The sequence below is a fragment of the Mesorhizobium sp. P2_B11 genome (genome assembly GCF_056404855.1).
The window spans coordinates 1-17905 of record NZ_JBFUDF010000016.1; the positions used below are offsets into that span (position 1 = coordinate 1).

Genomic DNA, 17905 nt, shown 5'->3' on the forward strand with positions numbered 1-17905 from the left:
GGTTGGAGGAGCGGTTCGGCACATAGACGCGCGGCAGCGCGCCCAGCGTGGCCGGGCCGAGATGGCCGGCGCCGGTATGGCGGTAGATGTTGACGGGCGGCGTGGGCTCGCTGCAATCTTCGGGACAACTGTCAGCCCAGGCCCGGACAGGCAGCAGCGCAAGCAGCAGGACTGCCGCACGGGTACTGGTGTGACGCAAGAACGTTCTGATCATCGGGATGGCTTGTCGTGAAGGCCGGCCGAAATTGCCGCCGCGACCCATAGCTTGGGTTTTGCCGCCGATCCAGAGGCTTTTCTTAAGGCTCAGGCGGGGTACACGGCTCAGCGCCGTCCCAGCAAACTCTTCATGCGGTTGCGCAGCAGGCGGGCCATGTTGCGGGTCTCGCGGTAGAGGTGCAGCTGCGAGGCGGCCTGGCGGGCGAGGCGGTCGGCATCCGGCGTCAGCCCGATCACCAGCGAGCCCATCGGCTTGCGCTCGCTCCACAGCCGGCTCATCACCGGATGATCGGGCACGGCGCAGGAATCGGTCATCATGATGTTGGGATCGTCGAGATGCTGCTTGGTCACCTCGATCATCAGCAGCGTGCCCGGCGAATAGGTCGCCAGCGTCTCGTCATAGGCGGTCTTCCAGGTGTAGGCGACGCCGGCCTCGACGAAGACCACCAGGCAGGCGATGGTGCGGCCGTCCAGCGTCAGCGAATGAATGCGACACATGTCGTGCTCGGCCAACCGGTGCACGGCCTCGCGGGCGAAAGCGGCGCGGAAGCGGTCGATGGCCATGGCGGTGCGCTCGCGGCCTTTCCAGCCGGACGCTTCAAGCGTCAGAAAACTTTCGATGGCATGGCGGATTTCGTCCGGGCCGCGCGCCACGATGTGTTCCAGTTTGCCGAGATCGCCCAGGCGGCGCTTCAGGCGGCGGAATTCGCGATGGTGATGCGCGCGCAGCGACGCCTTCAGATAGGCCTCGCCGTCGAGCGTACTTTCGAGCACCGGCCGGTCCGCCTTGCCGGTGGTAACCATGGTCAGGCCACGCGTCTCGGCAACGGTGGCAAGCACGCTGGCCAACGGGCCGTCGAGCCGCATGTCGGGCAGCACGAAGACTTTCGGCAGCTTCAGATGCGGCCGCGACAGCATGCCGAAGAAATCCTCGACGACGCCGATCGGGTCGTCGTGGTCGACCAGCGGCGTGCCGATCGGGCCGAACGGGCTCGACCATGTGCGCATCACCGGAACGCCGAGCGGCACGGCCGGCCGTTCGACCGAGAACGGCACCAGCAGGCGCAGGCGGTTGCGGTATTCGTCGCCGTCGCGGATCACCGCCAGCTTGACCTCGCGATCCTCCAGCCGGGGCATGGCCGGCGCCAGGAAGCGTGGGTTGAAGAAGACGTTGGGTTCGATCGTGCGGGTGCACAGATAATCGAGCTCTTCGACCAGCTCGAAACCGGCCGAAGCAGGATAGATCGCCAGCTTGCGCTGCGGCCGGTTGTTGGCGAGGATTTCCAGATGCGCCGGATCGGCGTCGCGCGCCAGGCCGGCAAGGCCCGACACCATGGCGCCGGCGGGACCGCCACTGGTTTCCTCGATCAACGGGATGGCGGCCATCAGGCGGCTCTCTTGGCTGCGGGAACGAAGATCAGCATGACGATACCAAGCTTGCGCCAGACGGTGAAGGACAGAGCGCTCGCCTCGAAGACCATGGCGAGGCTGGTGGCGATCGCGGCCCCCCACAGGCCGAAGAGCGGGATCAGCACGATGTTGAGGCCGATGTTGAAGGCCAGCGTCATGGCGTAGACGGCGGCGCAGATGTTCTGGTTGCCGCTCATCGTCAAAAGGCTCTCGCACGGGCCGACGGCGGCGCGCGCCACGACGCCGAACACCAGCAGGAACAGCAGCGGATAGCCGGCGGTGAATTCGGGACCGAACAGCACCAGCATCGGCTTGCCGAGCGCCAGCACCAGCAGCGCCATCAGCAGCGAGGGCCAGAACGTCCACGACACCGTCTCGCGGGCAAAGGCGGCGAGCTTGTCCGGCTCGCCGTGGGTGAACTGCGCATAACGCTGGGCAACGCCGGCCTTGACTGAGAAGTACACGAAATGCACCAGCGCCAGCGTCTTGACGGTGGCGAAATAGACGGCGACGTCGTTGGGCTGGAGATAGGCGCCGACCATCAGCACATCGGCATTGGTGAGCAGGAAGAAGAAGCTTTCGACCAGGAAGATCGGCAGCGAGACGATGAACCACTCAGCAAAATGCACCTTCATCGGCCCGGTCGGGATGTTCTTGCCCATGCGCGAGGTGACGCCGATGAGCTGACCGAGCGTGGTGGCGTAGGTGGCGGCGATCGAGGCGAAGATCGCCGTCCTGGCGTCGGGCGCATAGCCCATCGCCAGCATCAGCGCCATCAGCGCCAGGATCAGCACCGGCCGCACCAGATAGGTCGGCGAGAGCGCAAACAGTGCCCAGGAATTGGCCCGCGACTGGCCTTGCAGCAGGTCGCCCATGGCAATCATCGGCAGGCAAAACAGGCCGAGGATGAAAGGGATGACGTAGTAGCTCTCGATCCAGTCCGCGCTCAGCCACACCCCCAGTGCGCCAAGGCCTGCGATTGCGGTTGAGGCAATCAGCACGAACAGGCGGCTGGCGACCACGATGCCGCGCAGCTCGTCCAGCATGTTGCGTTCGCGGTATTCGGGGATGAAGCGGATGACCGAGGTGTGGAAGCCGAGGCAGGCGAGGTTGCCGACGATGACCATCGTCACCCACACGAGGACGAAGATGCCGTATTCGAACGAGCCCATCCAGCGCGCCATAAGCACCTGGCTGATGAAGGCGATGACGGCGCTGACGATGCGGATGGCAAAGGCGATAAGCGACATGCGCCCGGCTTCGCCGCGCTCGTCGGCGGTGAGCAGCACCGCATCGATGCGCCCAAGCAGCGGCCCCATGCGCAGCGCCAAGCGCTGCGGCAAGAACCGCCCGGCCGTCGTCGCCGCGGAAAAGCGCACCCCGATGTCTCTCCGTTTTCCGCCTGTTCCCAAGGTTTTCGGTGTATCCGAAACACCTTAAGAAAGGGTGGGCAGGGACTTCCTTCTCCCCGTCACTATACGGGGAGAAGGTGCCGGCAGGCGGATGAGGGGCGGCGCATTCAGTCGGGGCAGGCGTCGTGCGTGATTTTCGTGGTGCGATGGTTGGCCGAGCCGATAAGGGCCTCGTTATCACCACTGGAACATTTACCGCGGATGCCCGGCGTGAGGCGGTGCGCGACGGAGCTCCGGCCATCGACCTGATCGATGGCGACGGACTGTGGGACCTGCTCAAGGAGCAGAAGATCGGTGTGCGAGTGAAGATGGTCGAGGAAGTGACCGTCGACGAAGGTACTTTCGCAGGTTTTTGACATCAAGCTCGCACGATCTCTCTCTGGCTTGCTGGCCATTCGCCAACGGCAGCGCTGCCCCTCATCCGCCCTTCGGGCACCTTCTCCCCGTGAAACGGGGAGAAGGCTTAAAAAAAGGCGAGCGCACGCCGGGGAAGACTGGGGAGCCGGTCGGCGTTGCGCTCGCCCCTCCCCCCGCCAAGGGGGAAGGCTGGAGCATGATCCCGAAAAGTGGAAACGGTTTTCGGAGAAGATCATGCTCAAACAGAGAGATAGAGCCCCATCCCGATACCATCGGGATGGAACAGGCTCTGATACCGGGGTGTATCCGGTGCCCGAGGTGCTACATGAGGAGCGTTACATCCCCTTCATTGCGTCGCACGACACGTTCGGGTTCATGTCGCCGAAGGCGCCGGTCGGGTTCTGTTTCCAGGCCCAGACATGCAGTTCGTAGAACGGGCCGAGGCCGTAGCGGTTGGGGGCGCTGTTGAAGTTGAACAGCTGGCCTTCGAGCGAGGCCGGACCTTTCGAGGTGATGTATTCGACCGCTATCAGCTTCAGACTGCCATCGGCCATCGGCTCGTACATCACCGCCTCGGGCTTGGCGACGTCGACGGCATCGTCCTTGAGATAGGCGCCGTTGACATAGTGGATGCCCATGGCGCCTCCGGTGATGCCGCTGGCGCAAGGGATCGGTGCATAGCCTTCGGCTGTGGCAGCCGCCACATTTTCGAAACGGCTGTTGGCGGCGCGCACCTTTTCGGCCAACGGATTGGCGTCGTGTGCCTGGGCGGCGGCACCGGCCGCGATCGAGATGGCGGCCAAGGCCGCGAAGCGTGTCGTCCAAAGAGTTATGGTCATGGTCTTTCCATTCGTTTGTTGATGCTTGAGGCGATGGCGGCCGATCGGGCCTGCCAAAACGCCGGCAGCGTTGGTTCAAGGATTTGGGGACCGAGTTTGTCCGTCCCGGTTCATGTAATGGGTTGTGCGGCGCCGGTTGCCGAGCTTCCGGCCGCCGCGTGCAAAATCAACGATCCCAAAAGTAGTACTGCCAATATTCCTGCGGCACTTCCCGTTCCGAGAGCCCGATGTCGCGCCTCAGATAGTCGCCTTCCGGGGGCAGGCGCCGCCTTTCAGACAGATACGCAGGCAGCTTCTTCGCGAACCGCCATAGACGGCGGAGCAGGGAGGCTGGCCGTCCAGCCTCTCCCACGACAGGCGCGGTTTCACTGCCCGGCATCCCGTCAGGCAGTTCACGAATGCCGCCAAGGGAGGTTTGATGGCCATCGTTGTACCAGCCAAGCGGACGGTCAGAGGTAAAAGTATGGGTCAAGAACCCGCACCTCCGTGATCTTGTCGACCGGCAGCGAGTTTTTCTGGGCGGTGCTGCGGATCGCTTCGGGCGAGGGCGCTTCGTAAATGCAGAAGCTGCGCTTCTTGTCGGGCGTGACGAAGGACTGGATCCAGGTGACGCCCTTTTCGGCATTGCGCATGACGACGCCGCCCACCGCTGTGGCGCCGATGTCGGTCATCGGTATGTTGAGGCCGTCCGGAAATGTGCGTTCAATCAGATAGCGAGGCATGGAAGGCTTCCTTTTCCATTGATTCACGCTCGATCGGAGCGCGGCTGGACGTTGACCATGCCGGCCCGGCCCGCGCATCGGAACGATTCCCCATATTTGGCGGGACGATTCCCTATATTGGCGTCGTTCTTTGTGGAAAGGGGCACGGTAATGTGTGCAAAGTCACATTGCTGCGCTTTCTTCACGGGCTATCGTGAGCGGCCCGCCATGGTGGGAAAACTCCGATCATACGAGACGACGATGATGCTTCTGGAACGGCAGATGCAGCTGCAGCAGCTGGAGACCTTGCTTGGCGATGCAATAGGCGGCCATGGCCGCGTCGCGGTGCTGGCGGGGGAGGCTGGCGCCGGCAAGACGGCGCTTGTCGAGGCGTTCGCGGCCCGTGTCGGGCAGAGCGCGGCGACGTTGCGCAGCGCCTGCGAGGACCTGTCGATCCCCGATCCGCTGGGCCCCCTCTACGATCTGGCCCGCGAGGCGCAATGGGCGCTGCCGCGCGCCATCGACGCCCGGCATGGGCAGAGATTGCCGCTGTTTTCCGACGCGCTCGACGCCTTCGCGGCAAAGGGACCGAGCCTGCTGGTGATCGAAGACCTGCATTGGGCCGACGATGCGACGCTCGATTTCGTGCGCTTCCTCGGCCGGCGTATCGCCAACACCCAGATTCTGCTCCTGGTGACCGCGCGCGACGATCGCAGCGAAGCCCAGGTCCGGGTTCGCCGCGCGCTGGGCGAAATCCCGGCCGGCAGCGTGGCGCGCATCGACGTGCCGCTGCTCAGCGAGGCGGCCGTGCTGTCGCTGGCCGATGCGGCCGGCCGCGATGGCGACGCCATCTACCGGGCGACCGCCGGCAATGCCTTCTTCGTCACCGAGTTGTTGTGCGCTGAAAACGAAACGGCGTTGCCGGCAAGCGTGCGCGACGCGGTGCTGGCGCGTGCCGAGCGGCTGTCGCCCGGGGCCCGCGCAATGCTTGACGCGGTCTCGGTGTTTCCGCGCCGGGCCGACGCCTGGGCTTTGCAGGGCCTGTGCGGCGTCGCCAGCGCCGGCCAGCTTGCCGAATGCGTCGCCAACGGCCTGCTCGACGATCTCGGCGACGGCTACGCGTTCCGCCACGACATCGCCCGCCGGGCCGTCGAAATGATGCTGACGACATCGCACAGGCGGCAGTTCAACCAGCGTGCCCTGGCGGCGCTGCTCGAAAATGGCGACGTCTCCACGGGCCGCCTGGTGCATCATGCGGTCGAGGCGCACAATCTGGACGCGGTGCGCGAACTGGCGCCGATCGCCGCGCGCGAGGCATCGCGCGTCGGCGCCCATCGCGATGCGGCCGGCTACTACGAGATCGCCTTGCAGCAGGCCGACAGCCTGCCGGTCGTGGAACGCGCGGAACTCTATGAAAGACATGCCTTCGAATGCCACCTCATTGGCAAGATCGCCGACGCGCTCGTGTCGCAGGGAGAGGCACGCCGGTTGCATCAGGCCGACGGCAACAGGCTGAAGGAAGGCGACAGCCTGAGATGGCTTTCCAGGCTGAGCGAAATGAGCGATGACCGCGATGCCGCTGTCGCCTTCGGCGCCGAAGCGGTGGCAATGCTGGAAGCCGCCCCCGCCGGTCCGGAACTTGCGATGGCCTATTCGAACCTTTCCCATCTGGCGATGCTGTCGGAAAGGGTGGAGGACACGCTGTTCTATGGCGAGAAGGCAGCTGCGCTGGCCGAGCGCATGAACCGCCCCGACATCGCCTCGCATGCCCTCAACAATGTCGGCTGCGTCGAGCAGTGGCTGGATCCAGCTGCCGGCCGCCTGCGCCTCGACCAAAGCCTTGAAATTGCGCTGCAGGGCAATTTCCAGGAGCACGCCGCGCGCRCCTTCACCAATCGCGCCTGTTTCGAGATCACCCAGATGAGCTACGACGCGGCGCGGCCGGTGCTTGAAAGCGGCATCCACTATTGCACCGAAAACGACCTCGGCACCTGGCGCGACTATCTCAGGGGCATGCTGGCCGATGTACAGCTGCGCCAAGGCCAATGGGACGAGGCCGCCGCGACAGCAACCGACGTCATCGACAACGAGCGGACAACCACGGCGGGCCGGCTCCCGGCGCTGCTGGCGCTGGCGAAACTGCGCCTGAGGCGCGGCGATCCGTCGGCCGAGCCGCTGTTTGCCGAGATGGCGCGGTTCGTCGGAAGTGGTGCGGACCTGCAGATGGTGAGTTCCTACGCAGCGCTGATGGCGGAGCAGGCATGGCTGGGGCTGGGCGACAGGCAAGAGGCACTGGCGCTGATCGCCCGCGCCGAAACGCCGGTGCGCTCGCGCGCCCATGTCGGCGAACTGGCGCTATGGCGAACATTGCTCGCTCCCGACATGCCTGCCGGCGATACTGCCGATATGGCAACGCCATACCGGCTGCTTTTGACCGGCGACTGGCGTTCGGCTTCGGCATTGTGGGTCGAATTGAATGCGCCCTACGAACGCGCTCTGGCGCTCACCCTTGGCGACGATGAGGGGCAGCGGCTGGCACTGGAGATATTCGATGGTCTGGGGGCAAAGCCGGCCGCCCAGCGGCTGCGCGAAATCATGCGCAAGAACGGCATTGGCGGCATTGCCCGCGGCCCACGCCGCTCGACGCGCGCCAACCTCGCCGGCCTCACCTTGCGCCAGATGCAGGTGCTGCAGCTGATCGAACGCGGTCTCTCCAACAAGCGGATCGCCGAGCAGTTGACGATTTCGCCGAAAACGGTCGATCACCATGTCTCGGCGGTGCTGGGCAAGCTGGATGCGGTGTCGCGCGGTCRGGCGACGGCGGCGGCGAGGGATTCTGGGTTGTTGTGAGGGTTGTTTAGCCAGCTAGATTAGCGACCGGTGGCGCTGCCCCTCATCCGGCCCTGCGGGCCACCTTCTCCCCGTGAAACGGGGAGAAGGGAAGGTGTGTCAGGCAAACGCGCCGTGGCAGTGCTTGTATTTCTTGCCGGAGCCGCAGGGGCAGGCTTCGTTGCGGCCGACCTTGCCCCAGGTCGCCTGGTTGTTCGGGTCGCGGTCTTCGGGAGCGACGATGGCATTGCTCTCCTGGCGGACCAGAAGCGCGGTCTCGCCGCCGCCAAAATCGTCCTCGCCGGTGGTGCCGTCAATGTGGCTGCCGAACATGTCGGGCGCCTCGGGTGGCGGGGCTTCGGCCGCCTGGCGGACCAGTTCGACGCGCATCAGCTGCGCGGTGACGGCCTGGCGCAGATTGCCGAGCAGCGCCTGGAACAGCTCGAAGGCCTCGCCCTTGTATTCCTGCAGCGGATCGCGCTGGGCGTAGCCGCGGAAGCCGACGACCGAACGCAGATGGTCGAGGTTGACGATGTGCTCGCGCCACAGATGGTCGAGCGTCTGCAGCACCACCGAACGTTCGACATAGCTCATCACGTCGGGGCCGAAACGCTCGGCGCGCTCCTTGGCGGCGGAGTCGGCGGCCTCGGTCAGGCGCTCGCGGATGTCGTCCTCGGCAATGCCTTCTTCCTTGACCCAGTCCTCGACCGGCAGGTCGAGATTGAGGAATTCGGCGACCTCGGACTTGAGGCCGGCGACGTTCCACTGCTCGGCATAGGCATTTTCGGGGATGTTCTTGGTGACGATCTCCTCAATGACGCCTTCGCGCATCTCGGCGATCGTCTCGGACAGGCCTTCGCCGTCCATCAATTCGATGCGCTGCTCGAACACCACCTTGCGCTGGTCGTTCGAGACGTCGTCATATTTCAACAGGTTCTTGCGGATGTCGAAGTTGCGCGCCTCGACCTTCTTCTGCGCCTTTTCCAGCGCCTTGTTGATCCACGGATGGATGATCGCCTCGTCTTCCTTGAGGCCGAGCTTCTGCAGCATGCCGTCCATGCGCTCGGACCCGAAGATGCGCATCAGGTCGTCCTGCAGCGACAGGAAGAATTTCGAACGGCCGGGGTCGCCTTGTCTTCCTGAACGACCTCTAAGCTGGTTGTCGATGCGGCGCGATTCATGGCGCTCGGTGGCAAGCACGTAGAGGCCGCCGGCGGCCAGCGCCTTGTCCTTCAGGCGCTCGACATCGGCGTTGATTTCCTTTTCGCGCGCCTCGCGCTCGGGGCCGGCAGGCATGTCGCCCAGTTCGTCCTCGATGCGCATCTCGGCATTGCCGCCAAGCTTGATGTCGGTGCCGCGTCCCGCCATGTTGGTGGCGATGGTGATGGCGCCGGGCTTGCCGGCCTGGGCGACGATGGCCGCCTCACGCTCGTGATGGCGGGCGTTCAGCACCTCGAAATCCTTGAACCCTTCCTTGCGCAGGCGCTCGGCCAGCTGCTCGGATTTTTCAATGGATGTGGTGCCGACCAGCGTTGGCTGGCCCTTGGCGCGCGCTTCCTTGATCTCCTTGACGATCGCCTTGTACTTCTCCTCGACCGTCCGGTAGACCTCGTCGTCCTCATCCTTGCGGATGACCGGCAGATTGGTCGGGATCTCGGTGACTTCGAGGCCGTAAATGTTGCCGAACTCCTCGGCCTCGGTCAGCGCCGTGCCGGTCATGCCGGACAGCTTCTTGTAGAGGCGGAAATAGTTCTGGAAGGTGACGGAGGCCAGCGTCTGGTTTTCCGGCTGGATCGCCACATGCTCCTTGGCTTCGAGCGCCTGGTGCAGGCCTTCCGAATAGCGGCGTCCCGGCATCATGCGGCCGGTGAACTCGTCGATGATGACGATCTCGCCATTGCGGACGATGTAGTCCTTGTCCTTCTGGAACAGCTGGTGCGCCTTCAGCGCGTTGTTGACATGGTGAACGATCGCGACGTTCTCGACGTCGTAGAGCGACTCGCCCTTGAGCAGGCCGGCCGCGCGCAGCAGGTTCTCCAGCTTCTCGGTGCCTTCCTCGGTGAAGATCGAGGTCTTCTGCTTCTCGTCGATCTCGTAGTCGGCCGGGCCGAGCTGCAGCATGAAGGCGTCGATGGTGTTGTACATTTCCGAACGGTCTTCGRGCGGACCGGAAATGATCAGCGGCGTGCGCGCYTCGTCGAYCAGGATGGARTCGACTTCGTCGACGATSGCGTAGTTGTGGCCGCGCTGCACCATCTGGGCGCGTTCATACTTCATGTTGTCGCGCAGATAGTCGAAGCCGAGCTCGTTGTTGGTGGCATAGGTGACGTCGGCGGCGTAGGCGACGCGGCGCTCCTCGTCGGAGAGACCGTGGACGATGACGCCGACCGAAAGGCCGAGGAATTTGTAGACGCGGCCCATCCATTCGGAGTCGCGCGTGGCGAGATAGTCGTTGACGGTGACGACGTGGACGCCCTTGCCGGCCAGCGCGTTGAGATAGACAGGCAGGGTGGCGACCAGGGTCTTGCCTTCGCCGGTGCGCATTTCAGCGATGCCGCCATTGTGCAGCACCATGCCGCCGATCAGCTGCACATCGAACGGGCGCATGCCGAGCACGCGGCGCGCCGCCTCGCGGGCGGTGGCGAAGGCCGGTATCAGCAGGTCATCGAGAGTGGCGCCGTTGGCGATGTCCTGGCGGAATTTCTCCGTGCGAGCCTGCAGCTCGGCATCGGACAGCGCCCGCATCTCGTTTTCCATGGCGTTGATCGCCTCGACACGCGGCCGGGTCGCCTTGACGCGGCGATCGTTGGAGGAGCCGAAAACCTTACGGGCGAGACCGCCGAGACTGACCATCCAATGGTCCTTTCGATAGAATTCTCAATCTAAGATGGGCACCGGCCGGCCCCATCAATTCCGCGTGAAACGCAGACAAACGCAAAAAGCGCCCGGAAAACGGTTCTGGACGCAAAGTCGTTGGACAGATAAGAGGGGGCTCAACTGATGTCAACGCCGCGTTAGCCCTATGGGCAGCGCCAAATTCCGCCACAATCCGGCTGATCTGCAAGCCCGACCAATCCCCCTTGGAGTTAATCTTGATGTCCTTACTGTTTCGCCGTGCGTCGCTCGCCAGCCTTGGCCTGGCCCTCGGCCTGTCGGCTCTGTCGCTGTCTCCTGTCATGGCCCAGGAAGCCGCTCCCGCCGCGGCCGATGCTGCTGCAGCCGCGCCGGCAGCCGCGCCCGTCGATCCCAATGCGGTGATTGCAACCGTCAATGGCGAGAAGCTGACCGAGGCGGACCTTGGGCTTGCCGAGGGTGAGCTGTCGCAGCAGTTCGCGCAGTTGCCGCCCGAGCAGCGCCGCGCCGCCGCCCTTTCGGCGGCCATCGAGATCCGCGTCATGGCCGCCCAGGCGGTCGCCACCGGGCTCGACAAGGATCCCGAATTCCAGCGCCGCATGGCGTTCCTGCAGCAGCGCGCGCTGCATGGCGAAATGGTCGAGAAGGGCGTCGTCGACAAGGTTACCGACGCCGAGGTGCGCGCCCGCTACGACCAGGAAATCGCCAGCACGCCGCCTGTCAATGAGGTTCATGCCCGTCACATCCTCGTGAAGACGAAGGAAGAGGCCGAGGCAATCATCAAGCAGCTCGACGGCGGCGCCGATTTCCAGAAGCTCGCCAACGAGCACACCAGCGATCCCTCGGGCAAGACCAATGGCGGCGATCTCGGCTGGTTCGGCCCGGGCCAGATGGTGCCGGAATTCGACAAGGCGGCATTCGCGCTCGACGTCGGCAAATACACCAAGGAGCCGGTGCAATCGCAGTTCGGCTGGCATGTCATCAAGCTCGAGGACAAGCGCGTCAAGCAGCCGCCGGCGTTCGACGACGTCAAGGACCAGGCCAAGCAGGCGGTGATCCGCGACAAGTATTTCGCGCTGGTCAAGCAGCTGCGCGCCGCCGCCAAGGTCGAAATTCCCGACGCCAATTTGAAGAAGGCCGTCGACACGATGGAAGCCGGCAAGTAAGGCCAGCCTCGAAAAGCATGCAAAAGGGCGCCGTTTGGCGCCCTTTTTTTTGTTTCGAGTCTTCCGGCGGAAAGTCAGCGATAGTGGGTGGACGCCTTGAACGCCGCCGGATCGCCGGCAGCAAGGGCGCCGCTGAATTCGGGAATGCGCAGCAGAAGCATCATCGCCCAGAACAGCGGCCAGTCCGTCCAGCGGCAAAACGCCGTGCCGACGGCCTGTGCCGTCTGGCGGTTTTCCTTGAAGGACGTTTTCACCGCCCGCCAGGCGAGGCCAAGCCTCGAGCGCCGCCCTTTCGTCAGCAAATCCATGCGCGCGAACTGGTAGCCCTTGTTGCGCCTGACGTCCCAGATGAAACCCAGCCCCTCATAGGCGTGGATCGAGACCGCCTCGGTGGCTACTTCCATGGTCACGCCATCCCTCAGCATTGCGTGCTGCCGCAGATGCGAGGAGACGAAAGGCCCATGATCGGCTTCGAAGCGATAGCGTTCGAGAACCGGTCGCCGGTACAGCGCGCCATTGTTGCTGACATGGATGATCTGGCCGCTGCGGTTGCGGCGTTCGATGAAGCCGCGGTCGAGCAGCGACATCACCCGCATCATCATGGTGTCCTTGTCGTAGGTGGTGCGGCCGGAAATCGCATCGATCTCAGGATTTTTCACGACAGCTTCGTAAAGGATCGCCAGCCATCCGGGCCGCGTCAGGCAATCGGCCTCGACCACGGCGACGAGGTCATGGCGGCAATAGGCGAGTGCCGCGTCTTTCAGTTGCGAGGACTCGTCGCTGTCATGCGTCGCGACGATCACCGAAGGGCAGGAAAAGGCCGGTTTTCCAGATGGTGCGGCCTCGATTGCCGATGCGTGGCCATGCGGCAGCATGATGATGATTTCGCTAGGCACGCCGCGCGCATCACGCGCATAGGCGCGCACTGCCCGGCGCAGTTCGTCATCGCCATCGGGTGTCAGATAGTCGGAAACGATGATCAGGCTGACGGGCAGAACCGGTACGGCGTTTTCGGTCAAGTTGCCCCCCCGGCGGTTGTCGGCGATCAGCGAGAGATGCCTGACGTCACATAGCGGACGGTGGCGCGGATTGTCACCTCGTCTTCGTCGAGACGGTTGGTCAAAAGGTGTTTCCAGGCGTAGGAAGCCACGAGGTCGGCGACCAGCGCCGCATCGACATCGGCCGCAACCTCGCCTCGTACCTTGGCGCGCTCGATGATCCGGGCGGTGTGGGACCGACGTCCATCGGCATAGCCGGTCAGGGCCACGGCCGCCGCTTCATCGGACTGCGCTTCGGCCACCAGCGACCGGAACACGCTGCCCGAGGATGTGTCGCGCCAGTGCGAGAAGAGGTTTTGAAGGAAACCGACGAGATCGTCTTCGAGATTGCCGGTATCGGGGACGGCGACGCGCTTTTGCCGCTTGTAGACCTCCAGCAGCAAGGCCGCCTTGCTCGGCCACCAGCGATAGATCGTGGGCTTTCCGGCGCGTGCGCGCCGCGCCACGGCTTCGATGGAGAAGCCGGCATAGCCAGCCTCCACCAGCACGGCCTCCGCGGCTTCGAGAATGGCCTCGGCGCTGTCGGGATTGCGCCGCGCCCCGATCGATCTGCGCGCCGGATCCTCGCCCATTGATGTCCTCGCCAACTGCTTTCGCCGGCAATATAGGTGAGCCGGCAGTCAAACGAAACGGCCCGTTTCCAGCGAGTTGTGGAAGCAGGCCCACATTCGCCCTTCGAGGAAATTCAGTTCATCGCTTGCGAGGTTTCGGAGGCGATCCGCCATTGGCCGTCGCTTTTGACAAGGCCGAGCGTGACCTTGGCCTTGCCGGTCATACGCGCCAACGATTTGTCCTTCGGCTGGTAATCATAGCTCATCGCGAACACGGCTTCGGCGCGGTCCTCGCCCTGTGGCGTCACGCCGAGGCTGCCGGGCTCGAGGCTGAACGACCAGGATGCAAATTGCGCGAACCAGTCGGTCTTGAGCTTGACGACGGCGTCGCTGTCGTAGCGCGTGCCGAAGATGGTGGCGGAAGGGGCATAGAGCCGCTTGACGGTCTCGCCGATCGCCGCGGCATCGGGCGCCAGATAGTCGTCACGCAGGAATTTCTCGATGGCGGTCTTGTCGTCGCCGACGGAGCGTTCGAGTGCCGCGACCTTTGTCTCGGGTGCCGGAGCGACCGGGGGCTTCTGCGCAACCGTTTCGCCGCCAGGCACGAACTCAAACCGCTCGAGCAGCGAACCCTGTTCCCAGGGGCGCTGTCCCTCGCGGGTTTCGGAAACCACGTCGCGGCGCACCGCGATCATCATGTCGTTGATGCTCTGGCCAGGTTCGGCCATGTGCCGCAGCAGGGCGGCGGCAAACGGTGAATTGCGCCCGGTTCCGTCCATGGCGACAGCGCCCGGCGCGGTTGAGAAGGCGATGAAGGAGCCGCGCGTCGAATCGAACTGCGCCAGGCCGGCAAGCGCCGTCGCCGAGCGCGTGGTGGCGGTGCGGCTGAGACTACGGGCAAAGGGATTGTTGCGGCAGGCATCGAGAAACACCAGGCTGACCTTGGTCTGCTGTTCCATGATGTCGAGGACTTCGTCGATGGGCACGGCTTCGAGCTGCAGCTTGACCGGCATGTCGAGCCGCGCGTCGACCGGCACGATGTAGTTGCGCCCTTCGACCTGCAGGCCGTGGCCGGCATAATAGAACAGCCCGACGCCCGCACCTTGCAGCGCATCGGAAAACTCGCCGATCTTGCGCTCGAGCTCGCGCTTGCCGAGATCGTTGCCTTCGATAACGTCGAAGCCGATCGAGCGCAGCTTGCCGGCAATGTCGAGGGCGTCGTTGACCGGATTGGCGAGCGTGCCGGCTTCGGCATAGGTGCCGTTGCCGATCACCAGCGCCACGCGCCGTTCCGGCTGCGCATCGGCGCTCAGGACCAAAAGCCCCATAAGCGCCATCGCCAAGATCACCAGCCTGCCCATGGCCGATATCATAACGCCAGAGGCCCCGGTGACGCCAACGGATTTGAAATGCAAGCTTAATCCAAGCTGGCTTGCCGGCACCGGCGGCCAAGAAAACGCCCTTGCGCCGGGCCGTGGTATCGGGCAAACCGGCCTTCCCCAGCGTTTTTCCGTCGCCCGAGGTCCCCAATGTCCGCAACGATTTCGCCGCTCGCGCCGAAGAAATATCCCAAAATGCCTGCCATTGAGGGCGTGCGCATCGCCACCGCCGAGGCCGGGATCAAATACAAGAACCGCACCGACCTTTTGGCCATGGTCTTCGACGCCGGCACCGCTGTCGCCGGCGTGTTCACGAAATCGAAATGCCCCTCGGCGCCGGTCGATTTCTGCCGGCAGAACCTTGGTTCCGGCAAGGCGCGGGTGCTGGTCGTCAACTCCGGCAACGCCAACGCCTTCACCGGCAAGAAGGGCCGCGCCTCTACCCAGCTGACCGGCGAGGCGGCGGCCAAGGCCGCGGGCTGCACGCCTGGCGAAGTGTTCCTCGCCTCCACCGGGGTGATCGGCGAGCCGCTCGACACCACCAAATTCAGCCATTTGCTCTCCGGACTGGTCAAGGACGGCAAGCCGGACCTGTGGACCGAAGCGGCCAAGGCCATCATGACCACCGACACCTATCCGAAAGTGGCGACCGCGACGGTCAAGCTCGGCGACGCCGACGTCATCATCAACGGCATTTCCAAGGGCGCAGGCATGATCGCGCCCGACATGGCGACGATGCTGTCCTTCATCGCCACCGACGCGCCGATCGCCGCCCCGGTGCTGCAAGATTTGTTGTCGCGCGGCACCGCCAAGACCTTCAATGCGGTCACCGTCGACAGCGACACTTCGACCAGCGACACGCTGCTGTTGTTCGCCACCGGCGCTGCGGCCAAGCGCGGCGCGCCCACCATCAGCGATCCCAAGGATGCGCGCCTCGGCGCCTTCCGCCGCGCACTTGGCAAGGTGCTGAAATCGCTGGCGCTGCAAGTGGTGCGCGACGGCGAGGGCGCCCGCAAGCAGGTCGAAGTCACCGTCACCGGCGCGAAATCGGCGCGCTCGGCCAAGCGCATTGCGCTGTCGATCGCCAATTCGCCGCTGGTCAAGACAGCGGTTGCCGGCGAGGACGCCAATTGGGGCCGCGTCGTCATGGCCGTCGGCAAGGCCGGCGAACCGGCCGATCGCGACCTTCTGTCGATCTGGTTCGGCGACAACCGGCTGGCGCATGAAGGCGAGCGCGACCCCAACTATTCCGAGGAAGCGACCTCGGCCTATATGAAGCGCGACGACATCCGCATCCGCGCCGATATCGGCATCGGCCGCGGCAAGGCGACGGTGTGGACCTGCGACCTCACCAAGGAATATGTCGCCATCAATGGCGATTACCGGAGCTGATGGAATTGGCTTCCAGGCATCCGGCAAGCATGCTCGCCATCGTGCGCCGCTACGAGGCGGCGGGTTTTCGCGCCTGGCCGGCGGCGGCCGTCCACTATGACGGCACCTGGGTGGTGCGGCTGACGGCCGGCCATCCGGCCAAGCGGCTGAACTCGGTCAACCCGCTCGATCCCGGCGATACCCAGCACATAGCCGAGCGCATCGGCCGCGCCAGCCGGCGCTTCGACGCCTATGGCAGGCCGCTCACCTTCCGCATCTCGCCGCTGTCGGGGCCGGACCTGGCCAGGCATCTCGACAATGAGGGCTGGAGCACATTCGACGAATCGCTGGTGATGCGGCTGCCGCTGGCGGATGCGCAGCTGGCGCCGGCCATGGACCAGATTCCGCTGAAGGACATCAGCCGCTTTCTCGGTGCGTCGCTCAAGGTCAGCGGCTCGGATCCATCGCTGCGGCCGGGCCTTTCGGAAATCATCGGCGCGATTCAACCCGAGGTCGGGCTGTTTGCGTTCGAGGAAGCGGCCGACCCGCTGGCTGTGTTGATCTGCGTCCATGACGGCGATCTTGCCGGCCTGTTCGAGATCGCCACCGACAAATCGGCGCGCAATAAGGGCCATGGACGCAACCTGATCCTGTCGGCGCTGAAGTGGGCCAGGCTGCGCGGGGCGCGGGAAGCCTGGCTGCAGGTCGAGGCCGGCAATGTGCCGGCGCTGGCGCTCTATCGCTCGCTCGGCTTCGAGGAAGTCTATCGCTACCACTATCGCCGGCCGCCAGGCGCATGAGCGAGATTGCCAAAGGTAAACGCCTGCTGCTGGTCGCCGCCTGCGCGCTGGTCGATACCGATGGCCGCGTGCTTCTGGCGCAGCGGCCCGAGGGCAAGCAGCTTGCCGGCCTGTGGGAGTTTCCGGGTGGCAAGGTCGAGCCCGGCGAGACGCCGGAACAGTGCCTGATCCGCGAGCTGCAGGAAGAGATCGGCATCGAGACCGACATACCCTGCCTGGCGCCGCTCACCTTCGCCAGCCATTCCTACGATGATTTCCATCTCTTGATGCCGCTCTTCGTCTGCCGCCGCTTTCGCGGCATCGCACAGCCGAAAGAGGGGCAGGCGTTGAAATGGGTGCGGCCAAAGCAGATGCGCGACTATCCGATGCCGCCGGCCGATGCGCCGCTGATCCAGTTCCTCATAGACCTGTTGTGAGCAGAAGCCGTTTCGCCGGCCTGATTTAGCCAGCGTTAATGGAAGATTTATCTCATCGTGAAAAATTGTCACGAAGCGGTGTCTGGCCGCCTATCGATTTCGCTGGGGAGCGATTGCATGAGCCTCGACAGGGAGTGGGATTCGATCCGGCCGGATCGCAGCTTTCGCGCCGCCAATGCCGGCATGAGCGTATTGCGCATCACGCTGCTGTTCGGCTCGGCCGCGGTGGCGCTGGCCCTGATTGCGGTTCCCGTCCTCGACAAACAGACGCGATCGTCCAGCCGCGATGCTGTTGCAAACGGGCTGGACACGATGAGCACCGGTTCGATCGGCTCGCGCGCCACCTATACGCTGCGCAGAAGCGTGCTGCAGCCCTCACCCAACTCGGTCTGCGTCATCCGCGCCGATGGCCGGCGCAGCGGTGACTGCTGACGAAGAAGGTCAACAAAAGCTTATTGATTTCCTTAACGCAGGCCCCGTTTCATCGCCTGTTAAGCTTATGCCGTTAACCTTTCTTAACAGGTCGGCGGTATGGTCGTGACAAGAG

At 64.4% G+C, this 17905-nt stretch carries 15 protein-coding genes and 2 pseudogenes; 7 read left to right on the forward strand and 10 right to left on the reverse strand.

Features of this window, described 5'->3' with window-relative positions; translation table 11 throughout:
• The 3 genes and pseudogenes from AC1DYJ_RS31100 to AC1DYJ_RS31110 form a co-directional block, all read right to left on the reverse strand.
• Positions 1-214 (reverse strand): annotated as a pseudogene (locus AC1DYJ_RS31100) (hypothetical protein); the annotation flags it as partial.
• Positions 215-321: 107 nt separating this feature from the next.
• Positions 322-1602, reverse strand: a complete 1281-nt coding sequence (locus AC1DYJ_RS31105; RefSeq protein WP_477283403.1) for a GNAT family N-acetyltransferase — start codon at positions 1600-1602, stop codon at positions 322-324.
• Positions 1602-3005 (reverse strand): lipopolysaccharide biosynthesis protein, encoded by a 1404-nt coding sequence (locus tag AC1DYJ_RS31110; protein WP_477283402.1) that lies wholly within the window; start codon positions 3003-3005, stop codon positions 1602-1604. Before AC1DYJ_RS31110 ends, AC1DYJ_RS31105 begins: the two co-directional genes overlap by 1 nt.
• A gap of 143 nt (positions 3006-3148) precedes the next feature.
• Between AC1DYJ_RS31110 and AC1DYJ_RS31115 the strand changes: the two are divergent.
• A pseudogene (locus tag AC1DYJ_RS31115) lies at positions 3149-3394 on the forward strand (restriction endonuclease); the annotation flags it as partial.
• A gap of 336 nt (positions 3395-3730) precedes the next feature.
• Here the strand turns inward: AC1DYJ_RS31115 and AC1DYJ_RS31120 are convergent.
• From AC1DYJ_RS31120 to AC1DYJ_RS31130, 3 genes are all read right to left on the reverse strand, one after another.
• Complete coding sequence (locus tag AC1DYJ_RS31120) at positions 3731-4234, reverse strand: hypothetical protein (protein WP_477283400.1); 504 nt, start codon at positions 4232-4234, stop codon at positions 3731-3733.
• Between the two features lie 166 nt (positions 4235-4400).
• Positions 4401-4706, reverse strand: a complete 306-nt coding sequence (locus AC1DYJ_RS31125; protein WP_477283398.1) for a hypothetical protein — start codon at positions 4704-4706, stop codon at positions 4401-4403.
• The gene (locus tag AC1DYJ_RS31130; RefSeq protein ID WP_142866399.1) at positions 4684-4956 is read right to left on the reverse strand and encodes a DUF4242 domain-containing protein; all 273 of its coding nucleotides are present in this window, start codon (positions 4954-4956) and stop codon (positions 4684-4686) included. The genes AC1DYJ_RS31125 and AC1DYJ_RS31130 overlap by 23 nt, the downstream gene beginning before the upstream one ends.
• 240 nt (positions 4957-5196) lie before the next feature.
• On the opposite strand from AC1DYJ_RS31130, the gene AC1DYJ_RS31135 reads away from it, so the two are divergent.
• Positions 5197-7785, forward strand: coding sequence for a helix-turn-helix transcriptional regulator (locus AC1DYJ_RS31135; protein ID WP_477426365.1), 2589 nt, complete (start codon positions 5197-5199; stop codon positions 7783-7785).
• Between the two features lie 99 nt (positions 7786-7884).
• Here AC1DYJ_RS31135 and secA read toward each other — a convergent pair whose 3' ends face one another.
• Complete coding sequence (gene secA / locus AC1DYJ_RS31140) at positions 7885-10617, reverse strand: preprotein translocase subunit SecA (protein WP_477426367.1); 2733 nt, start codon at positions 10615-10617, stop codon at positions 7885-7887.
• A gap of 242 nt (positions 10618-10859) precedes the next feature.
• Between secA and AC1DYJ_RS31145 the strand changes: the two genes are divergently transcribed.
• Positions 10860-11783, forward strand: a complete 924-nt coding sequence (locus AC1DYJ_RS31145; protein ID WP_477283392.1) for a peptidylprolyl isomerase — start codon at positions 10860-10862, stop codon at positions 11781-11783.
• 74 nt (positions 11784-11857) lie between these two features.
• On the opposite strand, the gene AC1DYJ_RS31150 is transcribed toward AC1DYJ_RS31145, so the two are convergent.
• The 3 genes from AC1DYJ_RS31150 to AC1DYJ_RS31160 form a co-directional block, all read right to left on the reverse strand.
• A complete protein-coding gene (locus tag AC1DYJ_RS31150; protein WP_477283390.1) occupies positions 11858-12802 on the reverse strand; it encodes a glycosyltransferase in 945 nt (314 codons plus the stop codon).
• A gap of 26 nt (positions 12803-12828) precedes the next feature.
• Positions 12829-13413 carry a TetR/AcrR family transcriptional regulator gene (locus AC1DYJ_RS31155; RefSeq protein ID WP_477283943.1) on the reverse strand — a complete coding sequence of 195 codons (585 nt, stop codon included), beginning with the start codon at positions 13411-13413 and terminating at the stop codon, positions 12829-12831.
• A 113-nt stretch (positions 13414-13526) separates the two neighbouring features.
• Positions 13527-14753 carry a caspase family protein gene (locus AC1DYJ_RS31160; protein ID WP_477283388.1) on the reverse strand — a complete coding sequence of 409 codons (1227 nt, stop codon included), beginning with the start codon at positions 14751-14753 and terminating at the stop codon, positions 13527-13529.
• A gap of 168 nt (positions 14754-14921) precedes the next feature.
• On the opposite strand from AC1DYJ_RS31160, the gene argJ reads away from it, so the two are divergent.
• The 4 genes from argJ to AC1DYJ_RS31180 all read left to right on the forward strand — a co-directional run bounded on the left by argJ (position 14922) and on the right by AC1DYJ_RS31180 (position 17790).
• Positions 14922-16163: a bifunctional glutamate N-acetyltransferase/amino-acid acetyltransferase ArgJ gene (argJ, locus tag AC1DYJ_RS31165; protein WP_477283386.1), complete on the forward strand. Its 1242-nt coding sequence runs from the start codon at positions 14922-14924 to the stop codon at positions 16161-16163.
• 29 nt (positions 16164-16192) lie between these two features.
• Entirely contained in the window at positions 16193-16942 is a 750-nt protein-coding gene (locus AC1DYJ_RS31170) for a GNAT family N-acetyltransferase (protein ID WP_477283941.1), read from the forward strand.
• Complete coding sequence (gene mutT, locus AC1DYJ_RS31175) at positions 16939-17358, forward strand: 8-oxo-dGTP diphosphatase MutT (protein WP_477283384.1); 420 nt, start codon at positions 16939-16941, stop codon at positions 17356-17358. The genes AC1DYJ_RS31170 and mutT overlap by 4 nt, the downstream gene beginning before the upstream one ends.
• A gap of 117 nt (positions 17359-17475) precedes the next feature.
• The gene (locus AC1DYJ_RS31180; RefSeq protein WP_477283382.1) at positions 17476-17790 is read left to right on the forward strand and encodes a hypothetical protein; all 315 of its coding nucleotides are present in this window, start codon (positions 17476-17478) and stop codon (positions 17788-17790) included.
• Positions 17791-17905: the final 115 nt, after the last annotated feature.